The following is a 17,444-nucleotide window of genomic DNA, read 5'->3' on the forward strand; positions in this document are numbered from 1 at the left end:
TTTTCAATGAGTCAGGAACAGCCTCCCATCCGCAGCCGCCGTGAATTACGGAAGGCCAGAGATGCAGCCCAGGGTCAGATCCGGGACGCCAGCACCGCCGGTGCCGGTGAGGTAACCCCTGCAACAAAACAACCTGCCGCGAAGCAGCCTGTTACGAAACAGGCAGACGCTCAGCAGCCTGCCACGAAACAGACTGAACCGGCCCGGCCTGCCCCTAAGCAGCCTGCACCCCAGGTGCCGGCGGACCGCCGCAAGACGGACGCTGCCCGGGGCGCGGAGGCAACGCGTCCATCCTCAGCGACCGGACGTGTCCGGCGCGTCGCGCCGGGTCCCGTGGATTCGGTTCCGGCGGGTTCGGCGGCCGAGCGCTCTTCCCAGATCAGGGCCAGGGACCGGGCCGCGCTCCGCACCATCAAGGAACTTGCGGAGAAGGAAGGACAGCTGTCAGCCGGCGGGCCTCCCACGCGTCGCCAGCTCAGGCTGCAGCAGCTGGAACAGGCCGTCACGTCGGCCATTCCGGTGGTCCCGCCCGCTTCCGGCCAAGGCCCCGCTTCCGGCAAGGGGCCGGCCCACCCGCAAGCGCCGGCCCAACATCCCGCACCGGCGCAGCCACAGGCCGCCCCGAAGTCAGCTTCCCCGGAACCGCCCCCAGGGGGTTCCCAGGAGCTGCCCGACGGTATGACCGTTGAGCAGGCCCTTGAGGCACGGGCCCTCATCGCCGAACAGGCCAAGAACCAGATCGCGAAGATGGAGCACATCGCGGCAACGGATCCTGAAGCTGTGGATCCCGAGATCCTGGCCGAGCAGATCGCTCTTGCGGAACGCGCTGCCGTGCTCAACAAGCGCGCACTGGCCAAACAGAAGCTGGCGGAAAAGAACACCCCGGCGCCGCCTCAGAACGATCCATCGACCGCCAGTAACCTTGCCATGGTGACACCGCTGGAGTTCGTCCAGGTGCCCGGCGTGGACCGCCCCGTCATGAAGCGTCCGGCCACATCGTATGTTCCCGTGGTGACCAATCCCGGGCCACGCATCCCTGCACGTGGTTCCCGCCCATCCAAGGCGCCGGGCAGTGCGACGTCCACGGGGCGGGCACGGGTGATTGCCCGTGCTGAAGCTGCCGCCAAGGCTGCCGCTGCACCGGCCGCCGCGCCCGGGGCGCCCGCGGGCCGGGATGCGGATGCCGTCGAGGAGTTCACGGGGCTTCCGCCGGTTTCGGCGAAGTCCGCCTATGGCCTGGAACCGCTGGATGCTGCCACGGCAGGCCTCGCCCGGGCACAACGGCTCCGCATTCTTCAGCTGGGAGTGCTGGCCCTCGGGGCCCTGGCACTTATCGCCGGCGTCATCATGATCATCAGCGGCCTGTCGCGCTGACTTCCACCACCACACCAGGTTTTACACCACTACAAGGAGTCCCGTGACTGCATCTGATTCATCCATCGCCACAGCCCGACACGCAGCGAGGGCTGCGGCGGACAAGATTGCCCAGGACATCGTGGCTCTCGATGTCAGCGAACGCCTGGCCTTGGCGGACGTCTTCCTCATCGCCTCCGCTCCCAGCGAACGCCAGGTCAACGCCATCGTTGACGGGATCGAAGAAGAGCTCATCAAGCAGGACCGCCGTCCGGTGCGTCGCGAAGGGCGGTCGGCGGGACGCTGGGTACTGCTGGACTACTCCGACGTGGTGATCCACGTACAGCATGAGGAAGACCGCGTTTTCTACGCCCTCGAGCGGCTTTGGAAGGACTGCCCCGTCGTGGATTTGCAGCTCGGCGATGACACCTCGGCCAAGGCCGCCGCTGGCTCCGATTCCGAGTAGCCGGGGCGGAACAGCGCCGAATATGCCCGATTTGGAATTTTCGGAAACGCTGTTCTAAGATATTTGAGTTGCTTCGGAGCGATCAGGAAAGATCGATCCGGACAGTAGTACGGGCCAGCAGGCGAAAGCCGAAGGCGTCGAAGCGGCGAAAATTGGGGCTGTGGCGCAGCTGGTAGCGCACCTGCATGGCATGCAGGGGGTCAGGGGTTCGAGTCCCCTCAGCTCCACCACCAACCGCTGGAACCGGGATTAGCCTGGTTCCGGCGGTTTTTTGTTGCCACTTCACCACGGGGCTGCGTGCAGGGCAGGAGTAGGTGGGCCTACTGCTCCGGCCCTCCTGGACGCCGGCTGGGCAGGTAGCCCTGGCGCGTGGCCTCACGAACCAGCAGCCGTATATTCGCGAACAGGACCGCCTTCACGGCCACGGGGTCCGGCCTGTGTCCGCGCTTCACCGCATGCTCAAGCTTCTGGCAGTATTCTTCGAGCCTCAGGCCGCCGGCCATGGCCGACGTCACCCTCAGGCTCACTAGCGGCTCCACGGCCGACGCAGGCTCTTCGCTTGCCAGGCCACGCAGGATCGCGGCCGCGCGGACAGGCAGCAGTTGCAGGTACTCCTCGAAAAACGCTTGCGCCACCGCTCGTCCCGCCTCATCTGCCAGGGACCGCAGCACGGCGCCGTCCAACGGGGGTAAGTCCTGATCGTCGGCCACCGCAGTCCTCCTGGGTCCACAAAGAGCCGCGGCGCTGCTGCCCGGCTCCTTGAATGCTCCCGTGGCGACCTCAAGGCCGTTAAAGTGTTCCCGCATGTTCGGATCAAGACTGCAGATTCCGTCGGGGCGTGAGCCCGAGCGAAGCGCCAGCCGGCGGTGGGGTTCCTCGATTTCGCTTCCGGGAGATTGTGCATTACGCTATTCAGGTTGCTTCCGGGAAACACAAAGACCGGCAGCGGCAACAGTTCGGGGCTGTGGCGCAGCTGGTAGCGCACCTGCATGGCATGCAGGGGGTCAGGGGTTCGAGTCCCCTCAGCTCCACTAAGAACAAGAAAGGGTCGTCCCATGGGGCGGCCCTTTTGCGTTATCCATCGGGTCTGCATTGTGTATCCGGTGGGCGGAGGAAAGCAGCGACGAACAGGCGGCAGCGGTACGTGACGGAGAACAGTTTAGGGCATGTTCTGGGCATGCTCCGGAGATACCCCGACGTCGAGGCGGCGAACCTGCAGGCATGGGACGCCACAGACGTGCTCCTGCTGGACACGGCCGCCGAACTGCTGACGCCGGAGAGCGACGTAGCCGTCATCGGAGACCGCTACGGGGCGCTCACGCTCGCCCTGCTCTCGGGGAATGCGCCCCGGGTGCCGGCCCGGATCCGCGTGCACCAGGATCTCATCACGGGCGAACGTGCCCTCCGGAACAACGCGGCAGCACTCGGCGTTGATGTCGGCTTTGAGCAGCTCCCGTTGGGGGAAGGGCTTTTGGCCGGTGCGGACCTCGTCCTGGTGCAACTTCCCAAGACCCTCGCCGAACTTGAGGAAATCAGCGCCGCCGTGGCGCGGTACGCGTCCGCCGGGGCGGTGGTCTTGGCCGGTGGCCGCGTGAAGCACATGTCCTTGGGCATGAACGCCGTGCTCGGGCGGTACTTTGAATCCGTCCAGCCCCAGCTGGCTCGCCAAAAATCCCGGGTCCTCGTGGCCTCGCGCGCCAGAGCCGTGCAGCCGCCACCGCCCTATCCCGTGACGGAGCACAACGCGGAGCTCGATCTGGATATCTGCGCCCACGGCGCCGTTTTCGCCGGCACCAAGCTGGACATCGGAACACGTTTCCTGCTGCACTTCCTCCCTGATATGCCCGAGGCCGCCACCGCCGTGGATCTGGGCTGTGGCACCGGAGTCCTGGCAGCCATGTACGCCCGGGCCCACCCCGGGGCGGCAGTCATCGCCACTGACCAGTCAGCGTCCGCCGCAGCGTCCGCAGCGGCCACGGCAAGCGCGAACGGCCTGGGCGGGCAGATTACGGTGCTGCAGGAGGACGCCATGGCTTCCCTCCCGGCCGGCACCGCCGACCTAATCCTGCTGAACCCGCCCTTCCACCTTGGCACGAGCGTGCATGCGGGCGCCGGCATCAAAATGTTCGAGGCCGCGGGCCGCGTCCTGGCTCCCGGCGGTGAGCTCTGGACTGTCTTCAACAGCCACCTGCGGTATATTCCGGCTCTGGAACGGCTTGTGGGCCCCACCCGCATCAAGGGCCGAAATCCGAAATTCACGGTGGCTGTCAGTGTCAAGGGGCAGGCCGGCTAGGCCCCGCCGTTGGCACTGGCAACGGGCCTCCCGCATTCGCGCGTGGGACATACCCGTATACCGGCAGGTAACGTACGATTCAGACATCGATAGTGGCCCAACGACGATGCTTAGGGGATTCCTTGACCGAGATCCGCCAGCCCTCACCGAGGCGCGGAACAAACTTGCCCCGCATGGGTGACTTCAATCTGACTGTCATCCTGGATGCGATCCGGCGCTCGTCCGGAGGCCTGAGCCGCGTCGAACTGGCGCAGATCGTCGGTCTGTCCCCGCAGACCATCTCAAACATCTCCCGCCGCCTGCTGGACCAGAACCTCATCATCGAAGCCGGAAAGGAGGGGAGCGGGCCGGGAAAACCCCGAACGATTCTCCGCCTCAACCCGTCGGGGATGTACGCCGTGGGCGTGCACCTGGACCCCGCCGTCGCAACGTTTGTGCTGTTGGACCTCCTGGGTGCTGTGGTTCAGCACTCGCAAATCAAAACCCCCGCGGACGGCGGCCCGGACGCTGTCATTGCCGCCATCGCCGGCGAGATCGAACAGCTGGTCCAGGCCTCCGGCGTGGACCAGGACAAAATCGCCGGCCTGGGCGTTGCGGCGCCGGGACCGATCGACCATGACAACGGAACCGTGGTGGAGCCCCCGCTGCTAACCGGTTGGCACCGCGTTCCGCTCCGAGACGCCCTCGCGGACGCCACGGGCATGTCAGTCCTCATGGACAAAGACGTCACCAGCGCCGCCGTCGCGGAAACCTGGGCAGGCGGCCCCAGCGGTACGGGGAGCTTCGTCTTCATGTACATGGGCACGGGCATTGGCTGCGGCATCGTGCTCAATGACGAGGTTGTGCGCGGTTCATCGGGCAACGCCGGCGAAATCGGCCATATCATTGTTGATCCGGACGGCCCTCTCTGTGACTGCGGCCTGCGGGGTTGCGTCAAGTCATCGTGCATTCCCAAGGTCCTGGTGGCTGAAGCCCATGCCGCCGGGGTCCTGGACGAGGCCGCCCCGCTGTCCAACGGACCGGCCGTGCAGGAAGGGTTCGCCCTGCTGTGCCAAGCTGCCGACGCAGGAAACGAGGCAGCAGCGGCCATCATCGACAAATCCGCTGTCCTGGTGGCACGGGCGGCGGCCGTGGTGGCCAACACGCTCGACGTTGACCGCGTTGTATTCGGCGGACCGTTCTGGGGTCCACTGTCAAAGCGCTACCTGGACCAAGTCCCCGATCTGATCAGGGAAAACAGCGACGCTCGGAACATCCACGCCATCGAGGTGGTGGGAACCGGGGTGGGGGAAGACGTCGGTGCCGTGGGAGCTGCCTGCCTGGTCCTGGAGCACACGCTTGCGCCACGCGCGCAGCGGCTGCTGCTGGAGGGGTGAGTCAGTCGATGTCCTCGACGATCGTTCCGTAGGGAATGGTGTCATCAAGGTGTGCCTGGTGGCCTCGCGGGACATACAGCACGCGGACACCATGGAGCTGGTCAGCTGCGGACTGCAAGAGGACAGGCCGGACCATGTCAACGAAGCTTGGGTCCTTGTCGGCAAGATATTCCTGGTAGCTGGGTGGTAGCTGGATCATGGCAAAAGAATAGACCTGTTCCCGCCCCAAAGGGAGGGCTCCTGGGCGGCAGCCAGCGAAGAAAATTCTGTGGCGGACGGTCAAGGAGGCGTAAGAATGCGTCTTAATTCGATGCCCGACTTGAACGGTGCCCAGCCCGGCTCCTAGAGTTCTATACAAGTTACCGAGGTAACGTGTCAGCGATCCTCCGCTGCGGATATGCCGCCAGGCAGCCGCCAAGGAGGATGTGGGTGCCCCCATGTGGGCCTGACATTTGCTCACGGACAGCTTTTATTCAGGCGTAACAGTCGCGGCTGCGCCCTGCCGAAGTTGGTTCCGTGTTCCCCAAACTCAATTCATTGACCGCTCACTGCACGGGCCCAGGCCACGGCAGTTCCGCCTTCAATGGCCCATAGCCAAGGACGCAAATGTCACCACCCAGCCTTATTGAGACACATCCAAATCTTTCCGACGCCGCCCCGGTGGCGCTGTCCTACGAGCTCTTCCCGCCGCGCTCTCCCGCGGCCGCAGAGACACTCTGGACCACCATCCGCGAGCTCGAGACCACTGACCCCGACTATGTCTCCGTCACATACGGTGCCAGCGGCTCCAACCGGGACACCGCCGTCGAACTCATCAACCGGCTCGTCCTGGAAACCACCCTCCGGCCGCTCGCCCACCTGACCTGCGTGGGAAACACGCCGGCGGAACTTGCCGAGATCATCGGGGAGCTCCTGGATGCCGGAGTCCGCGGCATCCTCGCCCTCCGCGGCGACCTGCCCAAGGACCAGGGAGAGCCGGTCAGCGGTTCGCTCCGCTACGCGCAGGACCTGATCGAGCTCATCCGCCGCGTTGAGCAGCGCCGTTCCGCTCTGCTGTGCGCCGGCAAGGTGGCTGTTGGAGTGGCCGCTTATCCCACCCGGCATCCGGAATCCCCGAGCGAGGCGCACGACGTCGAGGTGCTGCTGGCCAAGCAGCGCTCCGGGGCGGACTTCGCCATCACCCAGGTGTTCTTCCGCACCGAGCAGTACGCGGACCTCATCACGAGGGCGCGCCGCGCCGGCGTCACCATCCCGATCATTCCGGGCGTCATGCCGCTCACGAGCCTGCGGAGGCTGAAGCGCCTCGGCGAGCTCACCGGCGTTCAGCCCGCCCCGGAACTCATCGAACGGCTTGCCGCTGCGGACTCTGACGCCGAGCGGCTCCGCATCGGCGTCAGCGCCACCGTGGATCTGGCCAACGCCGCCCTGGATGCCGGAGCCCCCGGGCTCCACCTGTACACGTTCAATGAACACCAGAGTGCGATGGACGTCCTCGACAAGCTGTCGCTTGCGAGGCCCACACGCTCCGCCAGCCGCCTGAACGCGCTCGCCCGCCGGCAACTGGCCAGCTGACAACACGGTCGGTTAACAACACGGCCAGCTGACAACATGGTCAGCTGACATTGCGCGGCAGGCAACCACGACCCTCACGCTTTCTCAACCATTCAAGGAATCTCACATGACTGAACAGAACACCGCGTTCCCGTCCGCCTCGATCCTGGGCTACCCCCGCATCGGCCGCCGCCGCGAACTGAAGAAGGCCGTCGAAGCCTACTGGGCCGGCAAGATCGACGCCGCCGCCCTCGACGCGGCCGCCAAGGAAATCCAGCTGGGCACCGCGAAGCGCCTGCAGGGCCTGGGCCTGACCGAGGCTGCCGCCGTTCCCGGCACCTTCTCCTTCTACGACCAGGTGCTCGACGCCGCAGCCCACATCGGCGCCGTTCCCGCCCGTTTCGGCAACCTCCTCAATGGTGAGGGACAGCTGGACATCGACGGTTACTTCACCCTGGCCCGCGGCAACAAGGAACAGCAGCCGCTGGAGATGACGAAGTGGTTCGACACCAACTACCACTACCTCGTACCGGAGATCGGCCCGGAGACCAACTTCGCGCTGACCTCCAACCGGATCGTTGAGGAATTCGAATACGCCCTCGCCAACGGTGTGGAGACCCGCCCGTACATCGTTGGCCCGGTCACCTTCCTGCTCCTGAGCAAGGCTTCCGACGACGCCCCGGCAGACTTCAGCCCGCTGTCCCGCCTTGAGGACGTCCTCCCGGTCTACACCGCGCTGCTCGAGAAGCTGGCCGCTGCCGGCGCCAGCTGGGTCCAGCTCGACGAGCCCGCCCTGGTGGTTGACCAGGACATCCCGGAACAGGAGATCCAGGCAGCCGTTGCCCGCTCCTACGAGGTGCTCTCGGCTGTTGGCCAGCGCCCGCAGCTGTTCGTCTCCACTCCGTACGGCGCGCTGAACGGCCAGCTCGGCACCCTCGCCGCCACCAACATCGACGCCCTGCACATCGACGTCTTTAAGGGTGCCGTTCCCTCCGCCGCTGCACTGGCCGCCCTGGGCGGGAAGACCCTCGTTGCCGGTGTCGTTGACGGCCACAACATCTGGCGCAACGACCTGCAGGCTTCGGCGGACAAAATCGCCGAACTTCAGAAGTCTGTCGCCAAGCTGGCCATCAGCACCTCCACCTCCACCCAGCACGTCCCGCACGACGTCGAGGAAGAGACCCAGCTGTCCGAGCAGCTCCGCAGCTGGCTGGCATTTGCCGACCAGAAGGCCGTCGAGGTCGTCACTCTGGCGGGTCTGCTGACCGATGCCGTCGCCGTGCAGCCGGCCATCGACGAAGCCACGCGGATCATCGCGTCCCGCGCCGCCGCCGAGGGAGTGCAGCGCGCCGACGTCCGTGCCCGCACCGCCGCCCTGACCCCCGCCGACTTCAACCGCTCCGAGTACTCGGTCCGTGAAGCCGCCCAGGAGCAGGCCCTGGCCCTGCCGCCGCTGCCGACCACGACCATCGGTTCGTTCCCGCAGACGTCCGAGATCCGCACCGCCCGTGCCCGCGCCAACAAGGGCGACCTCACCACGGAGCAGTACGAGCAGCTCATGAAAGACGAGATCAAGCGCGTTGTGGAGCTCCAGGAAGGGCTCGGCTTCGATGTCCTCGTGCACGGTGAGCCCGAGCGCAACGACATGGTCCAGTACTTCGCGGAGAACCTCGAAGGCTTCGACGTCACCGTCCACGGCTGGGTCCAGTCCTACGGCTCACGCTGCACCCGTCCCTCCATCCTCTGGGGCGACGTCACCCGCAGCGCCCCCATCACGGTGGAATGGGCCAAGTACGCCCAGTCCCTCACCAGCAAGCCGATGAAGGGCATGCTCACCGGCCCGGTCACCATCCTCGCCTGGTCCTTCGTCCGCGACGACCAGCCGCTGGGCGAGACCGCCAACCAGGTTGCCCTGGCGCTGCGCGACGAGATCGCCGACCTCGAGGCTGCCGGCATCAAGATCATCCAGGTGGACGAGCCCGCACTGCGCGAACTCCTGCCGCTGCGCAAGGCGGACCAGCCCGCGTACCTGGACTGGTCCGTGAACTCCTTCCGCCTGTCCACCGCCGGCGTTGCTGACGAAACCCAGATCCACACGCACCTGTGCTACTCAGAGTTTGGCGCCATCATCGACGCCATCGACGGACTGGACGCCGACGTGACCTCGATCGAGGCAGCCCGCTCGCGCATGGAGGTTGTCCACGACCTCGAGTCCCACGGCTTCGGCCGCGGCGTTGGACCGGGCGTCTACGACATCCACTCGCCGCGCGTTCCGGGCGAGCAGGAAGTCACCGAGCTGCTCAGCACCGCCGTCAAGCACGTACCGTCCCGCCAGCTCTGGGTCAACCCGGACTGCGGCCTGAAGACCCGCGGCTACACCGAGACCGAAGAGTCCCTGCGTAACCTTGTCGAGGCCACCAAGACGGTTCGCGCAGAACTGCTGGAAAGCGCAAAATAAGAATATAGCCGCTGATCGAGCTTGAGACGCGACGGCGGGCGGTCACCTCAGGGTGACCGCCCGCCGTCGGCGTTTAATGCTCCGGTGGTTGAACCCGTCGAATCCTCACGACTCCCAGAGGATTTCGTCGTCCACGACGCCGTCTTCGTCCGCGGAGGCCACGAGCACCTCATCGGTGAAGTGCTCGCCGAGGGTGAAATCCATGACAAAGTAGCGTTCCGGCTGGCCGGGGTAGATGCCCACATGGCCTAGCTTCAGGGCCTTCAGGAACACAGCGTTCGTCAGCTGGCTCTTGTCCTGGACGCCAAAGACCTTCTGCAGATGCTCGTCCTTTATGGCGTTGCAGTGGAAGCGGAGATACTCCTGCGGGCTGGTGCCTTCCTGCTCCAGCTCTTCAGCGATCATTTCGCGGACCTCGTCCACGAGCTCGGGCAGGTAGCGCAGCCGGTAGTCCACCTTGTGCATTGCTGCTTCATCGAAGTGGTCGTGCGCGTTGATGTTCAGGTCCAGCTCAAGGCGCTGTCCGGCAAGCTCATGTTCCGTGGCGATGTTACGGTCCCGGCCGTGGTTGAGCTCGATTACTCCGAAGTGCTGACTCGCTACCTTGGTCATATCTTCAACATAGACCCGAAAAGCGGCTCATTCCAGCTTCGGCGATTATTTATCTGAAGACCCCAGGCTGCCGAACGTGTCAGCCAGCAGGTCCACGAAGAGCTGTACGCGGGCGGTCTTCTTCTCATTGATCAGCAGCGCAAAGACGTTGCGGGCCAGCCTGATCTCCGGCACATCCAGCACCACGACGCCGGACGGCCGGTGAAGCAACGCAAGCTCGGGTACCAGTGCGGCGCCCAGGCCCGCAGCGGCCATCTCCAGACTGGCGTGAAAGTCGTCGCTGTACGCCACAACGCGGGGATGGAGGTTGCAGCTGGCAAAGAGCCGCTCGATCACGGTGGCGTCGCTCGTGCCGGGGTGGTGCATGATCCAGGGCATGTCCGAAAGATGGTCCGCAGCCACCTTCGCCTCGGAGCGGAAACCCCAGCCGCTGGGCAGGACCACGCGGAAATTGTCGTCGCCGATCCACTGCCGGTTGATCGTGTGCGGCCAGGCGAGCCCTGACTGGCCTACCTGGTACACCAGAGCCACATCCACGTCTCCGCCGGTGCGGAGCCCCTGGATGGTCTGGGCCGGCTCGGCAACGGAAACACGGAGGTCGATGCCCAGATCCTTCCAGGCCGGGTTCTTCAGAATCTTCGGCAGGACATAGGTGGCGAGGCTGGGGAAGATGCCCAGCCTCAGCTCCTGGCTCGTGGCGTCCTGGGTCTTTGACGCGGCGGCCATCAGCGCCTCGATGTCCGTCAGCACCTTGGCCGCATGGCGGGCCATCACCACGGCGGCATCAGTGGGCACCACGCTCCGCGCCGACCGGGTGAACAGATGGACGCCAGTGTCACGCTCCAGCGCCGACATCTGCTGGGACACGGCGGAGGCGGTGTAGCCCAGGCGGCTCGCAGCGGCCGCAAACGACCCCAGCCTGGTCACTTCCAGCAGGGTCCTGAGATGTACGGGATTGACCACCAGCCCACATTACTCCCGCTGCTCAGCCGCAAGAAAACAGCGGTACCCATCCGGGCTCTCTCCTGTTGCGAATAGCCCGTGAGTATTCAGGTGCGGGAACTCGGATTCGATGAGGTCTTCCAGCGGATGTGGCTGTTCTACCTCTGCTACTCCCGGGCCGGCTTCCGGTCAGGTTACCTAGATGTGCAGCAGATCGTGCTGGACCGCCGGGAGGCGCAGCTGTAGCCACGTTTCCTTAATCACATGAAGGGGTGCTGAAGCATGCTTCCTGGCCCGTGCTTCGTGTCCCGGGCCACGTCCGCGGACCTCTCCGGGGAGGTGCGACACGCCGTCTTCCGCGCGACACGCTGGGCTTTAAATGTGTCTAACTACTCCACAGGGTGTGGATTTCGTCCGCGGAAATGCCGGAAATCCGGACATTTTGGGGACCCCCGCCTGTGGATTAAAAGTGCATTAAATGACATACTTGTAATACATCATCTAGGGGTTCCGCTGGGGGCCTTGCACTACATGTAGTATCGACATACAGATTGAGCGGGAGACCGGTGAAGCCAGTACCGGGCAGTAGGGTTCTGGTTTGACTGCAGTTCCAGGCAGGGTCTCCATCGCATCGGTGAAATTAGACGCAGAGACTTCAAGCAGAGTCTTCAGGAGTACAGAAGCAGTGACTTCAACAAAGGGGACAGGGACCATGACCGTTACGGTTTACACGAAGCCGGCCTGTGTTCAGTGCAACGCAACCTACCGCGCGCTGGACAAGAAAGGCATCACCTACCAGAGCGTGGACATCTCCCAAGACGCGGACGCCCTTGAGCGCCTGAAGTCACTGGGGTACATGCAGGCTCCGGTTGTCGTCACGGATCAGGACCATTGGTCCGGCTTCCGTCCGGACAAGATCGAAGAGCTGGCGCTGAGCGCCGCTGCTTCGGTGGCCTAGGCTTCGCAGCCCGAAGGCCTGCAGCAGGGCCGAATGCCGTTCCGGCCGATGAATACCAGGTAGGTGAGGTGACTCCCATGGCCGCGGCGGCTTTTGCCGATGTGCCGGTTGCAGCGCAAGCTGACAACACGACGCCGAGGGACCGGGCATCCGAGGACAGGACACCCGGTGATCGGACACACAGTCACCTCATCTATTTTTCTTCGGCCTCCGAGAACACCAGGCGCTTCATCGACAAGCTGGGCACGGACGCCGCACGGATTCCGCTGCATCCGAAGGACCAGCCACTCACTGCCTCCGAACCGTATGTGCTGGTGGTGCCGACGTATGGCGGAACCGGGGGTGAGGGCTCCGTGCCCAAACAGGTCATCCGGTTCCTGAACAACCCGCAGAACCGCCGCCTGCTCAGGGGCGTCATCGGGGCGGGGAACACGAACTTCGGGGACAACTACTGCATGGCGGGGGACATCATCGCCGCCAAGTGCGGTGTTCCCCATCTATACCGTTTCGAACTCATGGGGACGCCGGAAGACGTCGACCGTGTACAAAAAGGATTGGAAGAATTTTGGACACGACTGTCGCAGACACAGAAGTAACCAGGCCGGAAGGAAGGGACAAGCCCATGGACACGGCTGTTGAAAAGCAGGAGAAGCCGGCGCTCCCTGCCGCGTACAAGGGCCTGGGCTACCACGAGCTGAACGCCATGCTGAACCTGTATGGCCCCAACGGCGAGATCCAGTTCGAGGCGGACCGCGAGGCCGCACACCAGTACTTCCTGCAGCACGTGAACAACAACACGGTCTTCTTCCATGACCTCGAGGAGAAGCTCGACTACCTGGTGAAGAACCAGTACTACGAGCGCGAAACCCTCGACCAGTACACGATGAACTTCATCCGCGAGCTCTTCAGGCGCGCGTACAAGAAGAAGTTCCGCTTTGAGACCTTCCTGGGCGCCTTCAAGTTCTACACGTCCTACACGCTGAAGACCTTCGACGGCAACCGCTTCCTGGAGCGCTATGAAGACCGGGTCTGCATGGTTGCCCTGCATCTGGCGCGCGGCAACGAGCAGCTGGCCACCCAGATGGTGGATGAGATCATCGAGGGCCGCTTCCAGCCCGCCACCCCGACGTTCCTGAACGCCGGCAAGAAGCAGCGCGGCGAGCTGGTCTCCTGCTTCCTGCTCCGCATCGAGGACAACATGGAGTCGATCGGCCGCTCCATCAACTCTGCGCTGCAGCTGTCCAAGCGAGGCGGCGGCGTGGCGTTCGCGCTGACCAACATCCGCGAGGTCGGCGCGCCGATCAAGCAGATCGAGAACCAGTCCTCCGGCGTCATCCCTGTGATGAAGCTGCTCGAAGACAGCTTCTCGTACGCCAACCAGCTCGGTGCCCGCCAGGGCGCCGGTGCCGTGTACCTGCATGCCCACCACCCGGACATCTACCGGTTCCTGGACACCAAGCGGGAGAACGCGGACGAGAAGGTCCGCATCAAGACCCTGTCCCTCGGCGTCGTGATCCCGGACATCACCTTCGAGCTGGCCAAGAAGGACGAGGACATGTACCTGTTCTCGCCGTACGACGTTGAACGCGTCTACGGGATGCCGTTCTCCGACGTCTCGGTCACCGAGAAGTACTACGAGATGGTGGACGATTCCCGGATCAAGAAGACCAAGATCAAGGCGCGCGAGTTCTTCCAGACCCTCGCCGAGATCCAGTTTGAATCCGGTTACCCGTACATCATGTTCGAGGACACGGTGAACCGGGCCAACCCGATTGACGGCAAGATCATCATGTCCAACCTGTGCTCCGAGATCCTCCAGGTCTCCCAGCCCACGACGTACCACGACGATCTGTCCTACGACGAGACCGGCAAGGACATCTCCTGCAACCTGGGCTCGCTGAACATCGCCAAGACCATGGATTCGCCGGACTTCGGCCTGACCATCGAGACGGCCATCCGTTCGCTCTCGGCAGTCTCGGACATGTCCAACATCACCTCGGTGCCGTCTATCGCCAAGGGCAATGACCAGAGCCACGCCATCGGCCTCGGCCAGATGAACCTGCATGGCTACCTGGCCCGTGAGCGGGTCCACTACGGTTCCGAAGAGGGCCTGGACTTCACCAACATCTACTTCTACTCCGTGGTGTACCACGCCATCCGCGCCTCGAACCTGCTGGCCATCGAGACGGGCCAGACCTTCGGCGGCTTCGAGAAGTCCAAATACGCCTCGGGCGAGTTCTTCGACAAGTACACGGAGCAGGAGTGGGTGCCGGAAACCGAGAAGGTCAAGGAACTGTTCAAGAACGTCCACATCCCCACACAGGATGACTGGCGCGAGCTGAAGGCTTCCGTCATGGAGCACGGCATCTACAACCAGAACCTGCAGGCGGTCCCGCCCACCGGCTCGATCTCCTACATCAACAACTCCACCTCCTCGATCCACCCGGTGGCGTCCAAGATCGAGATCCGCAAGGAAGGCAAGATCGGCCGCGTCTACTACCCGGCGCCGTACCTGACCAACGACAACCTGGAGTACTACCAGGACGCATACGAGATCGGCTACGAGAAGATCATCGACACGTATGCCGCGGCCACGCAGCACGTGGACCAGGGCCTGTCGCTGACGCTGTTCTTCAAGGACACCGCCACCACCCGCGACATCAACAAGGCCCAGATCTACGCCTGGCGCAAGGGCATCAAGACCATCTACTACATCCGTCTCCGCCAGCTTGCGCTGGAAGGGACCGAGGTTGAGGGCTGCGTCAGCTGCATGTTGTAGCTTCAACTAAATCGTACCTGTACGACGGCGGGCAACCGCCCGCCGTCGTACGCTTTAACCAAGAACCAACCCAAACTTTTTAGGGGAAGACATGACCGAGAGGGTCAAGCTGCTGACGCACGTCGAGGCGATCAACTGGAACCGGATCCAGGACGACAAGGACGTGGAGGTCTGGAACCGCCTGGTCAACAACTTCTGGCTGCCGGAGAAGGTGCCGCTGTCCAACGACGTCCAGTCGTGGGCGACGCTGACGCCGGCGGAGCAGCAGCTCACCATGCGGGTGTTCACCGGACTGACGCTGCTGGACACCATCCAGGGCACAGTCGGCGCCGTTTCGTTGATCCCTGATGCGCTCACGCCGCACGAAGAAGCCGTGTACACCAACATCGCCTTCATGGAGGCTGTGCACGCGAAGAGCTACTCGTCGATCTTCTCGACGCTGTGCTCCACCAAGGAGATCGACGACGCGTTCCGCTGGTCCACGGAGAACGAGAACCTTCAGAAGAAGGCGCAGATCGTCATGGACTATTACCAGGGAGACGACCCCCTGAAGCGCAAGGTGGCCTCGACTCTCCTGGAGAGCTTCCTGTTCTACTCGGGCTTCTACCTGCCCATGTACTGGTCTTCACGGGCTAAGCTGACGAACACGGCCGACCTGATCCGCCTGATCATCCGCGATGAAGCCGTGCACGGTTACTACATCGGCTACAAGTTCCAGAAGGGCCTGGAGAAGGTTTCCGAGGAGCGCCGCCAGGAGATCAAGGACTACACGTTCGAGCTGCTCTTTGAGCTGTACGAAAACGAAGTCCAGTACACGCACGACCTCTACGACGGCGTCGGCCTGGCCGAGGACGTCAAAAAGTTCCTGCACTACAACGCCAACAAAGCTCTGATGAACCTGGGCTACGAGGCCATGTTCCCGGCTTCGGTCACCGACGTGAACCCGGCCATCCTGTCGGCCCTGTCGCCGAACGCGGACGAGAACCACGACTTCTTCTCGGGTTCCGGGTCTTCTTATGTCATCGGAAAGGCCGTTAACACCGAGGACGAGGACTGGGACTTCTAGTTCTTTGTAGAAGTGTGAGGTTCCACGGGACATGGCCATTTTCCAATTTAGATGGCCATGTTCCGTGGAGCATGGCCAAATCAGGGCTATAGATGGCCACGTTTCTCAGTAGCTGGCCACAAACTGCTAACTGCCATGCGGAATGACGGATGTGGGAGGTCGGGGCAGATTGTAAATCGTCGGCCACTCGAAAGTACTTAAGCAAGGGTTCCAGCCGAGAGCTCGAAGGGAGCACGGCCTCGGAGTTTCAGGCCTTCGTAGTAGCGGTCGTCCGCTCGTTGGAGGACGTGTACCGGGCTCTGAGATTCAAATGCCGCAGGCAACGTCTCGACTTCGATCGTGCACTACAACTTTTCATCCGAAATGAAATTTTTTAGGGGGAATTCAGTGGCAAGGTTCGATGCTGGCAAGCTGAGACGCGATTTGCAGTCCGCCCAGCGCAAAGCCGAAGCTCAGGTGAAGCGACAGCTTGACGAAATTAATAGGAAGAATCAACGGGCGGTCGATGACTATAATCGCAAAGCCCGAGCTCATAACCAACAGGTCGTCAACCAGTTCAACCGGCGGGTTGATGCACATAACCGGGAAGTGAGCGCGGTAAACACACGCAACGGTCGAGTCATCGCTGACTTGCAAAGGCAACTGCGCTCCGCTGATAGCGGGCCCCGATACACGCCTGCAGAGCAGGCGCTGGCAGATCGGGTCCAAGATGCACTTGTTTCGCGAGACGAGCGAGAGTGGGATGTGTTTCTCAGCTACGCGCGAATAGATGGGGCGCAGACCGCGGAGAGCCTGCGTGATGCCTTGGAGGCGCTCAACGTTCGCGTCTGGTTCGACGAGATCGCCATTATTCCTGGCAAGAGCCAGTCGCTGCAGATGGATCAGGGACTCCGGAAGGCACGAGCTGGGATCGTACTCTTGACACCAGCCTACTTAGTAGGCCGCTTTTGGACAGAACGAGAGCTCGGCGCGCTTCTTCACAAGAGCACTTTAGTCCCCGTCCTCCATGGAACCACGTTCCAAGAGGTGGCGGACTACAGCGGCATCCTTCCTGACCTTGCCGGGTTTGAGACGGCTCGCGACGACATCAGAACGATCGCTGAGAAGATCGCCGCGGCAGTGCTCCCCGCCGACAAGGAGATTGAAGGTGAGGGCGATGACGGATAGCCCAGAATTGCAGCCGATCCGCGAAGTTCTCCGACCACTCGCCCTCCTTGAGAGCGACTTTCAGGTAGGTGACGCTGTAGTGGAGCGCTTAGCAGAACTCAAGGTCGCCATCGATGGCATCAAGACAGATCTTGAGCCCTGGCTGCTGGAATGGCTGGCCGACGAGCACTATAAGGGCTCCGTTCTCTTCGCGGCCGCCAAGGTGAACTGGAGCCACGAGCAGCATGGCAAGGCGACCCTTGCTGGACGACAGGAGCGGGCGCAGATCGTCGCACGCTTCAACTTGTGGGTCGATCAGTTGTCAACGCGCCTTGTTCATTATGAGAAGGGTCGGCGCGACGCCGTATCGGTAGCAGCATGGCGATCCGAGCTCGCGCTGTTCAAACAAGATCCCGTCCGGAACGACTAGCAACTAGAACTGTC

Annotated in this window: 16 protein-coding genes, 2 tRNA genes and 1 pseudogene; 15 read left to right on the plus strand and 4 right to left on the minus strand. The window is 63.3% G+C overall.

What is annotated here, in order from left to right:
- The first annotated feature begins 6 nt into the window (after positions 1 to 6).
- The 3 genes from ACIP90_RS00365 to ACIP90_RS00375 all read left to right on the plus strand — a co-directional run bounded on the left by ACIP90_RS00365 (position 7) and on the right by ACIP90_RS00375 (position 2,049).
- Positions 7 to 1,374 carry a hypothetical protein gene (locus ACIP90_RS00365; RefSeq protein ID WP_400575754.1) on the plus strand — a complete coding sequence of 456 codons (1,368 nt, stop codon included), beginning with the start codon at positions 7 to 9 and terminating at the stop codon, positions 1,372 to 1,374.
- Between the two features lie 43 nt (positions 1,375 to 1,417).
- Positions 1,418 to 1,819 (plus strand): ribosome silencing factor, encoded by a 402-nt coding sequence (gene rsfS, locus ACIP90_RS00370; protein ID WP_400575756.1) that lies wholly within the window; start codon positions 1,418 to 1,420, stop codon positions 1,817 to 1,819.
- Between the two features lie 154 nt (positions 1,820 to 1,973).
- Positions 1,974 to 2,049, plus strand: a tRNA-Ala gene (locus ACIP90_RS00375).
- 90 nt (positions 2,050 to 2,139) lie between these two features.
- Here ACIP90_RS00375 and ACIP90_RS00380 read toward each other — a convergent pair.
- Positions 2,140 to 2,529: a hypothetical protein gene (locus ACIP90_RS00380; RefSeq protein WP_400575758.1), complete on the minus strand. Its 390-nt coding sequence runs from the start codon at positions 2,527 to 2,529 to the stop codon at positions 2,140 to 2,142.
- Positions 2,530 to 2,777: 248 nt separating this feature from the next.
- Between ACIP90_RS00380 and ACIP90_RS00385 the strand changes: the two genes are divergently transcribed.
- The 3 genes from ACIP90_RS00385 to ACIP90_RS00395 all read left to right on the plus strand — a co-directional run bounded on the left by ACIP90_RS00385 (position 2,778) and on the right by ACIP90_RS00395 (position 5,488).
- Positions 2,778 to 2,850, plus strand: a tRNA-Ala gene (locus ACIP90_RS00385).
- A 146-nt stretch (positions 2,851 to 2,996) separates the two neighbouring features.
- Entirely contained in the window at positions 2,997 to 4,112 is a 1,116-nt protein-coding gene (locus tag ACIP90_RS00390) for a class I SAM-dependent methyltransferase (RefSeq protein WP_400575759.1), read from the plus strand.
- Between the two features lie 173 nt (positions 4,113 to 4,285).
- A complete protein-coding gene (locus tag ACIP90_RS00395; protein WP_400575761.1) occupies positions 4,286 to 5,488 on the plus strand; it encodes an ROK family transcriptional regulator in 1,203 nt (400 codons plus the stop codon).
- 1 nt (position 5,489) lies between these two features.
- Here ACIP90_RS00395 and ACIP90_RS00400 read toward each other — a convergent pair whose 3' ends face one another.
- The gene (locus tag ACIP90_RS00400; protein ID WP_400575762.1) at positions 5,490 to 5,687 is read right to left on the minus strand and encodes a hypothetical protein; all 198 of its coding nucleotides are present in this window, start codon (positions 5,685 to 5,687) and stop codon (positions 5,490 to 5,492) included.
- 407 nt (positions 5,688 to 6,094) lie between these two features.
- On the opposite strand from ACIP90_RS00400, the gene ACIP90_RS00405 reads away from it, so the two are divergent.
- Both ACIP90_RS00405 and metE read left to right on the plus strand, forming a co-directional pair.
- A complete protein-coding gene (locus tag ACIP90_RS00405; protein ID WP_400575763.1) occupies positions 6,095 to 7,060 on the plus strand; it encodes a methylenetetrahydrofolate reductase in 966 nt (321 codons plus the stop codon).
- Positions 7,061 to 7,166: 106 nt separating this feature from the next.
- Positions 7,167 to 9,497, plus strand: a complete 2,331-nt coding sequence (metE, locus tag ACIP90_RS00410) for a 5-methyltetrahydropteroyltriglutamate--homocysteine S-methyltransferase (RefSeq protein ID WP_400575765.1) — start codon at positions 7,167 to 7,169, stop codon at positions 9,495 to 9,497.
- A gap of 105 nt (positions 9,498 to 9,602) precedes the next feature.
- Here metE and ACIP90_RS00415 read toward each other — a convergent pair whose 3' ends face one another.
- Positions 9,603 to 10,109: a DUF2004 domain-containing protein gene (locus ACIP90_RS00415; RefSeq protein ID WP_400575766.1), complete on the minus strand. Its 507-nt coding sequence runs from the start codon at positions 10,107 to 10,109 to the stop codon at positions 9,603 to 9,605.
- A 45-nt stretch (positions 10,110 to 10,154) separates the two neighbouring features.
- Positions 10,155 to 11,072 (minus strand): LysR family transcriptional regulator, encoded by a 918-nt coding sequence (locus ACIP90_RS00420; protein WP_400575768.1) that lies wholly within the window; start codon positions 11,070 to 11,072, stop codon positions 10,155 to 10,157.
- Positions 11,073 to 11,159: 87 nt separating this feature from the next.
- Here ACIP90_RS00420 and ACIP90_RS00425 point away from each other — a divergent pair.
- The 7 genes and pseudogenes from ACIP90_RS00425 to ACIP90_RS00455 all read left to right on the plus strand — a co-directional run.
- Positions 11,160 to 11,297, plus strand: a pseudogene (locus ACIP90_RS00425) (SAM-dependent methyltransferase); the annotation flags it as partial.
- Positions 11,298 to 11,763: 466 nt separating this feature from the next.
- On the plus strand, positions 11,764 to 12,009 hold the full coding sequence (gene nrdH / locus ACIP90_RS00430; RefSeq protein ID WP_056625338.1) for a glutaredoxin-like protein NrdH: 246 nt from the start codon (positions 11,764 to 11,766) through the stop codon (positions 12,007 to 12,009).
- A gap of 77 nt (positions 12,010 to 12,086) precedes the next feature.
- Positions 12,087 to 12,605, plus strand: coding sequence for a class Ib ribonucleoside-diphosphate reductase assembly flavoprotein NrdI (gene nrdI / locus ACIP90_RS00435; RefSeq protein ID WP_400576752.1), 519 nt, complete (start codon positions 12,087 to 12,089; stop codon positions 12,603 to 12,605).
- 26 nt (positions 12,606 to 12,631) lie between these two features.
- The gene (nrdE, locus tag ACIP90_RS00440) at positions 12,632 to 14,788 is read left to right on the plus strand and encodes a class 1b ribonucleoside-diphosphate reductase subunit alpha (RefSeq protein WP_400575769.1); all 2,157 of its coding nucleotides are present in this window, start codon (positions 12,632 to 12,634) and stop codon (positions 14,786 to 14,788) included.
- 91 nt (positions 14,789 to 14,879) lie between these two features.
- On the plus strand, positions 14,880 to 15,854 hold the full coding sequence (gene nrdF, locus ACIP90_RS00445; RefSeq protein WP_400575771.1) for a class 1b ribonucleoside-diphosphate reductase subunit beta: 975 nt from the start codon (positions 14,880 to 14,882) through the stop codon (positions 15,852 to 15,854).
- A gap of 339 nt (positions 15,855 to 16,193) precedes the next feature.
- Positions 16,194 to 17,021, plus strand: coding sequence for a toll/interleukin-1 receptor domain-containing protein (locus ACIP90_RS00450; protein ID WP_400575773.1), 828 nt, complete (start codon positions 16,194 to 16,196; stop codon positions 17,019 to 17,021).
- Entirely contained in the window at positions 17,011 to 17,430 is a 420-nt protein-coding gene (locus tag ACIP90_RS00455) for a hypothetical protein (RefSeq protein WP_400575775.1), read from the plus strand. Before ACIP90_RS00450 ends, ACIP90_RS00455 begins: the two co-directional genes overlap by 11 nt.
- Positions 17,431 to 17,444 lie beyond the last annotated feature (14 nt).

Origin of the sequence: Arthrobacter sp. NPDC093139 (assembly GCF_044754165.1) — a bacterium.
In the GTDB taxonomy this organism is placed as follows: domain Bacteria; phylum Actinomycetota; class Actinomycetes; order Actinomycetales; family Micrococcaceae; genus Arthrobacter.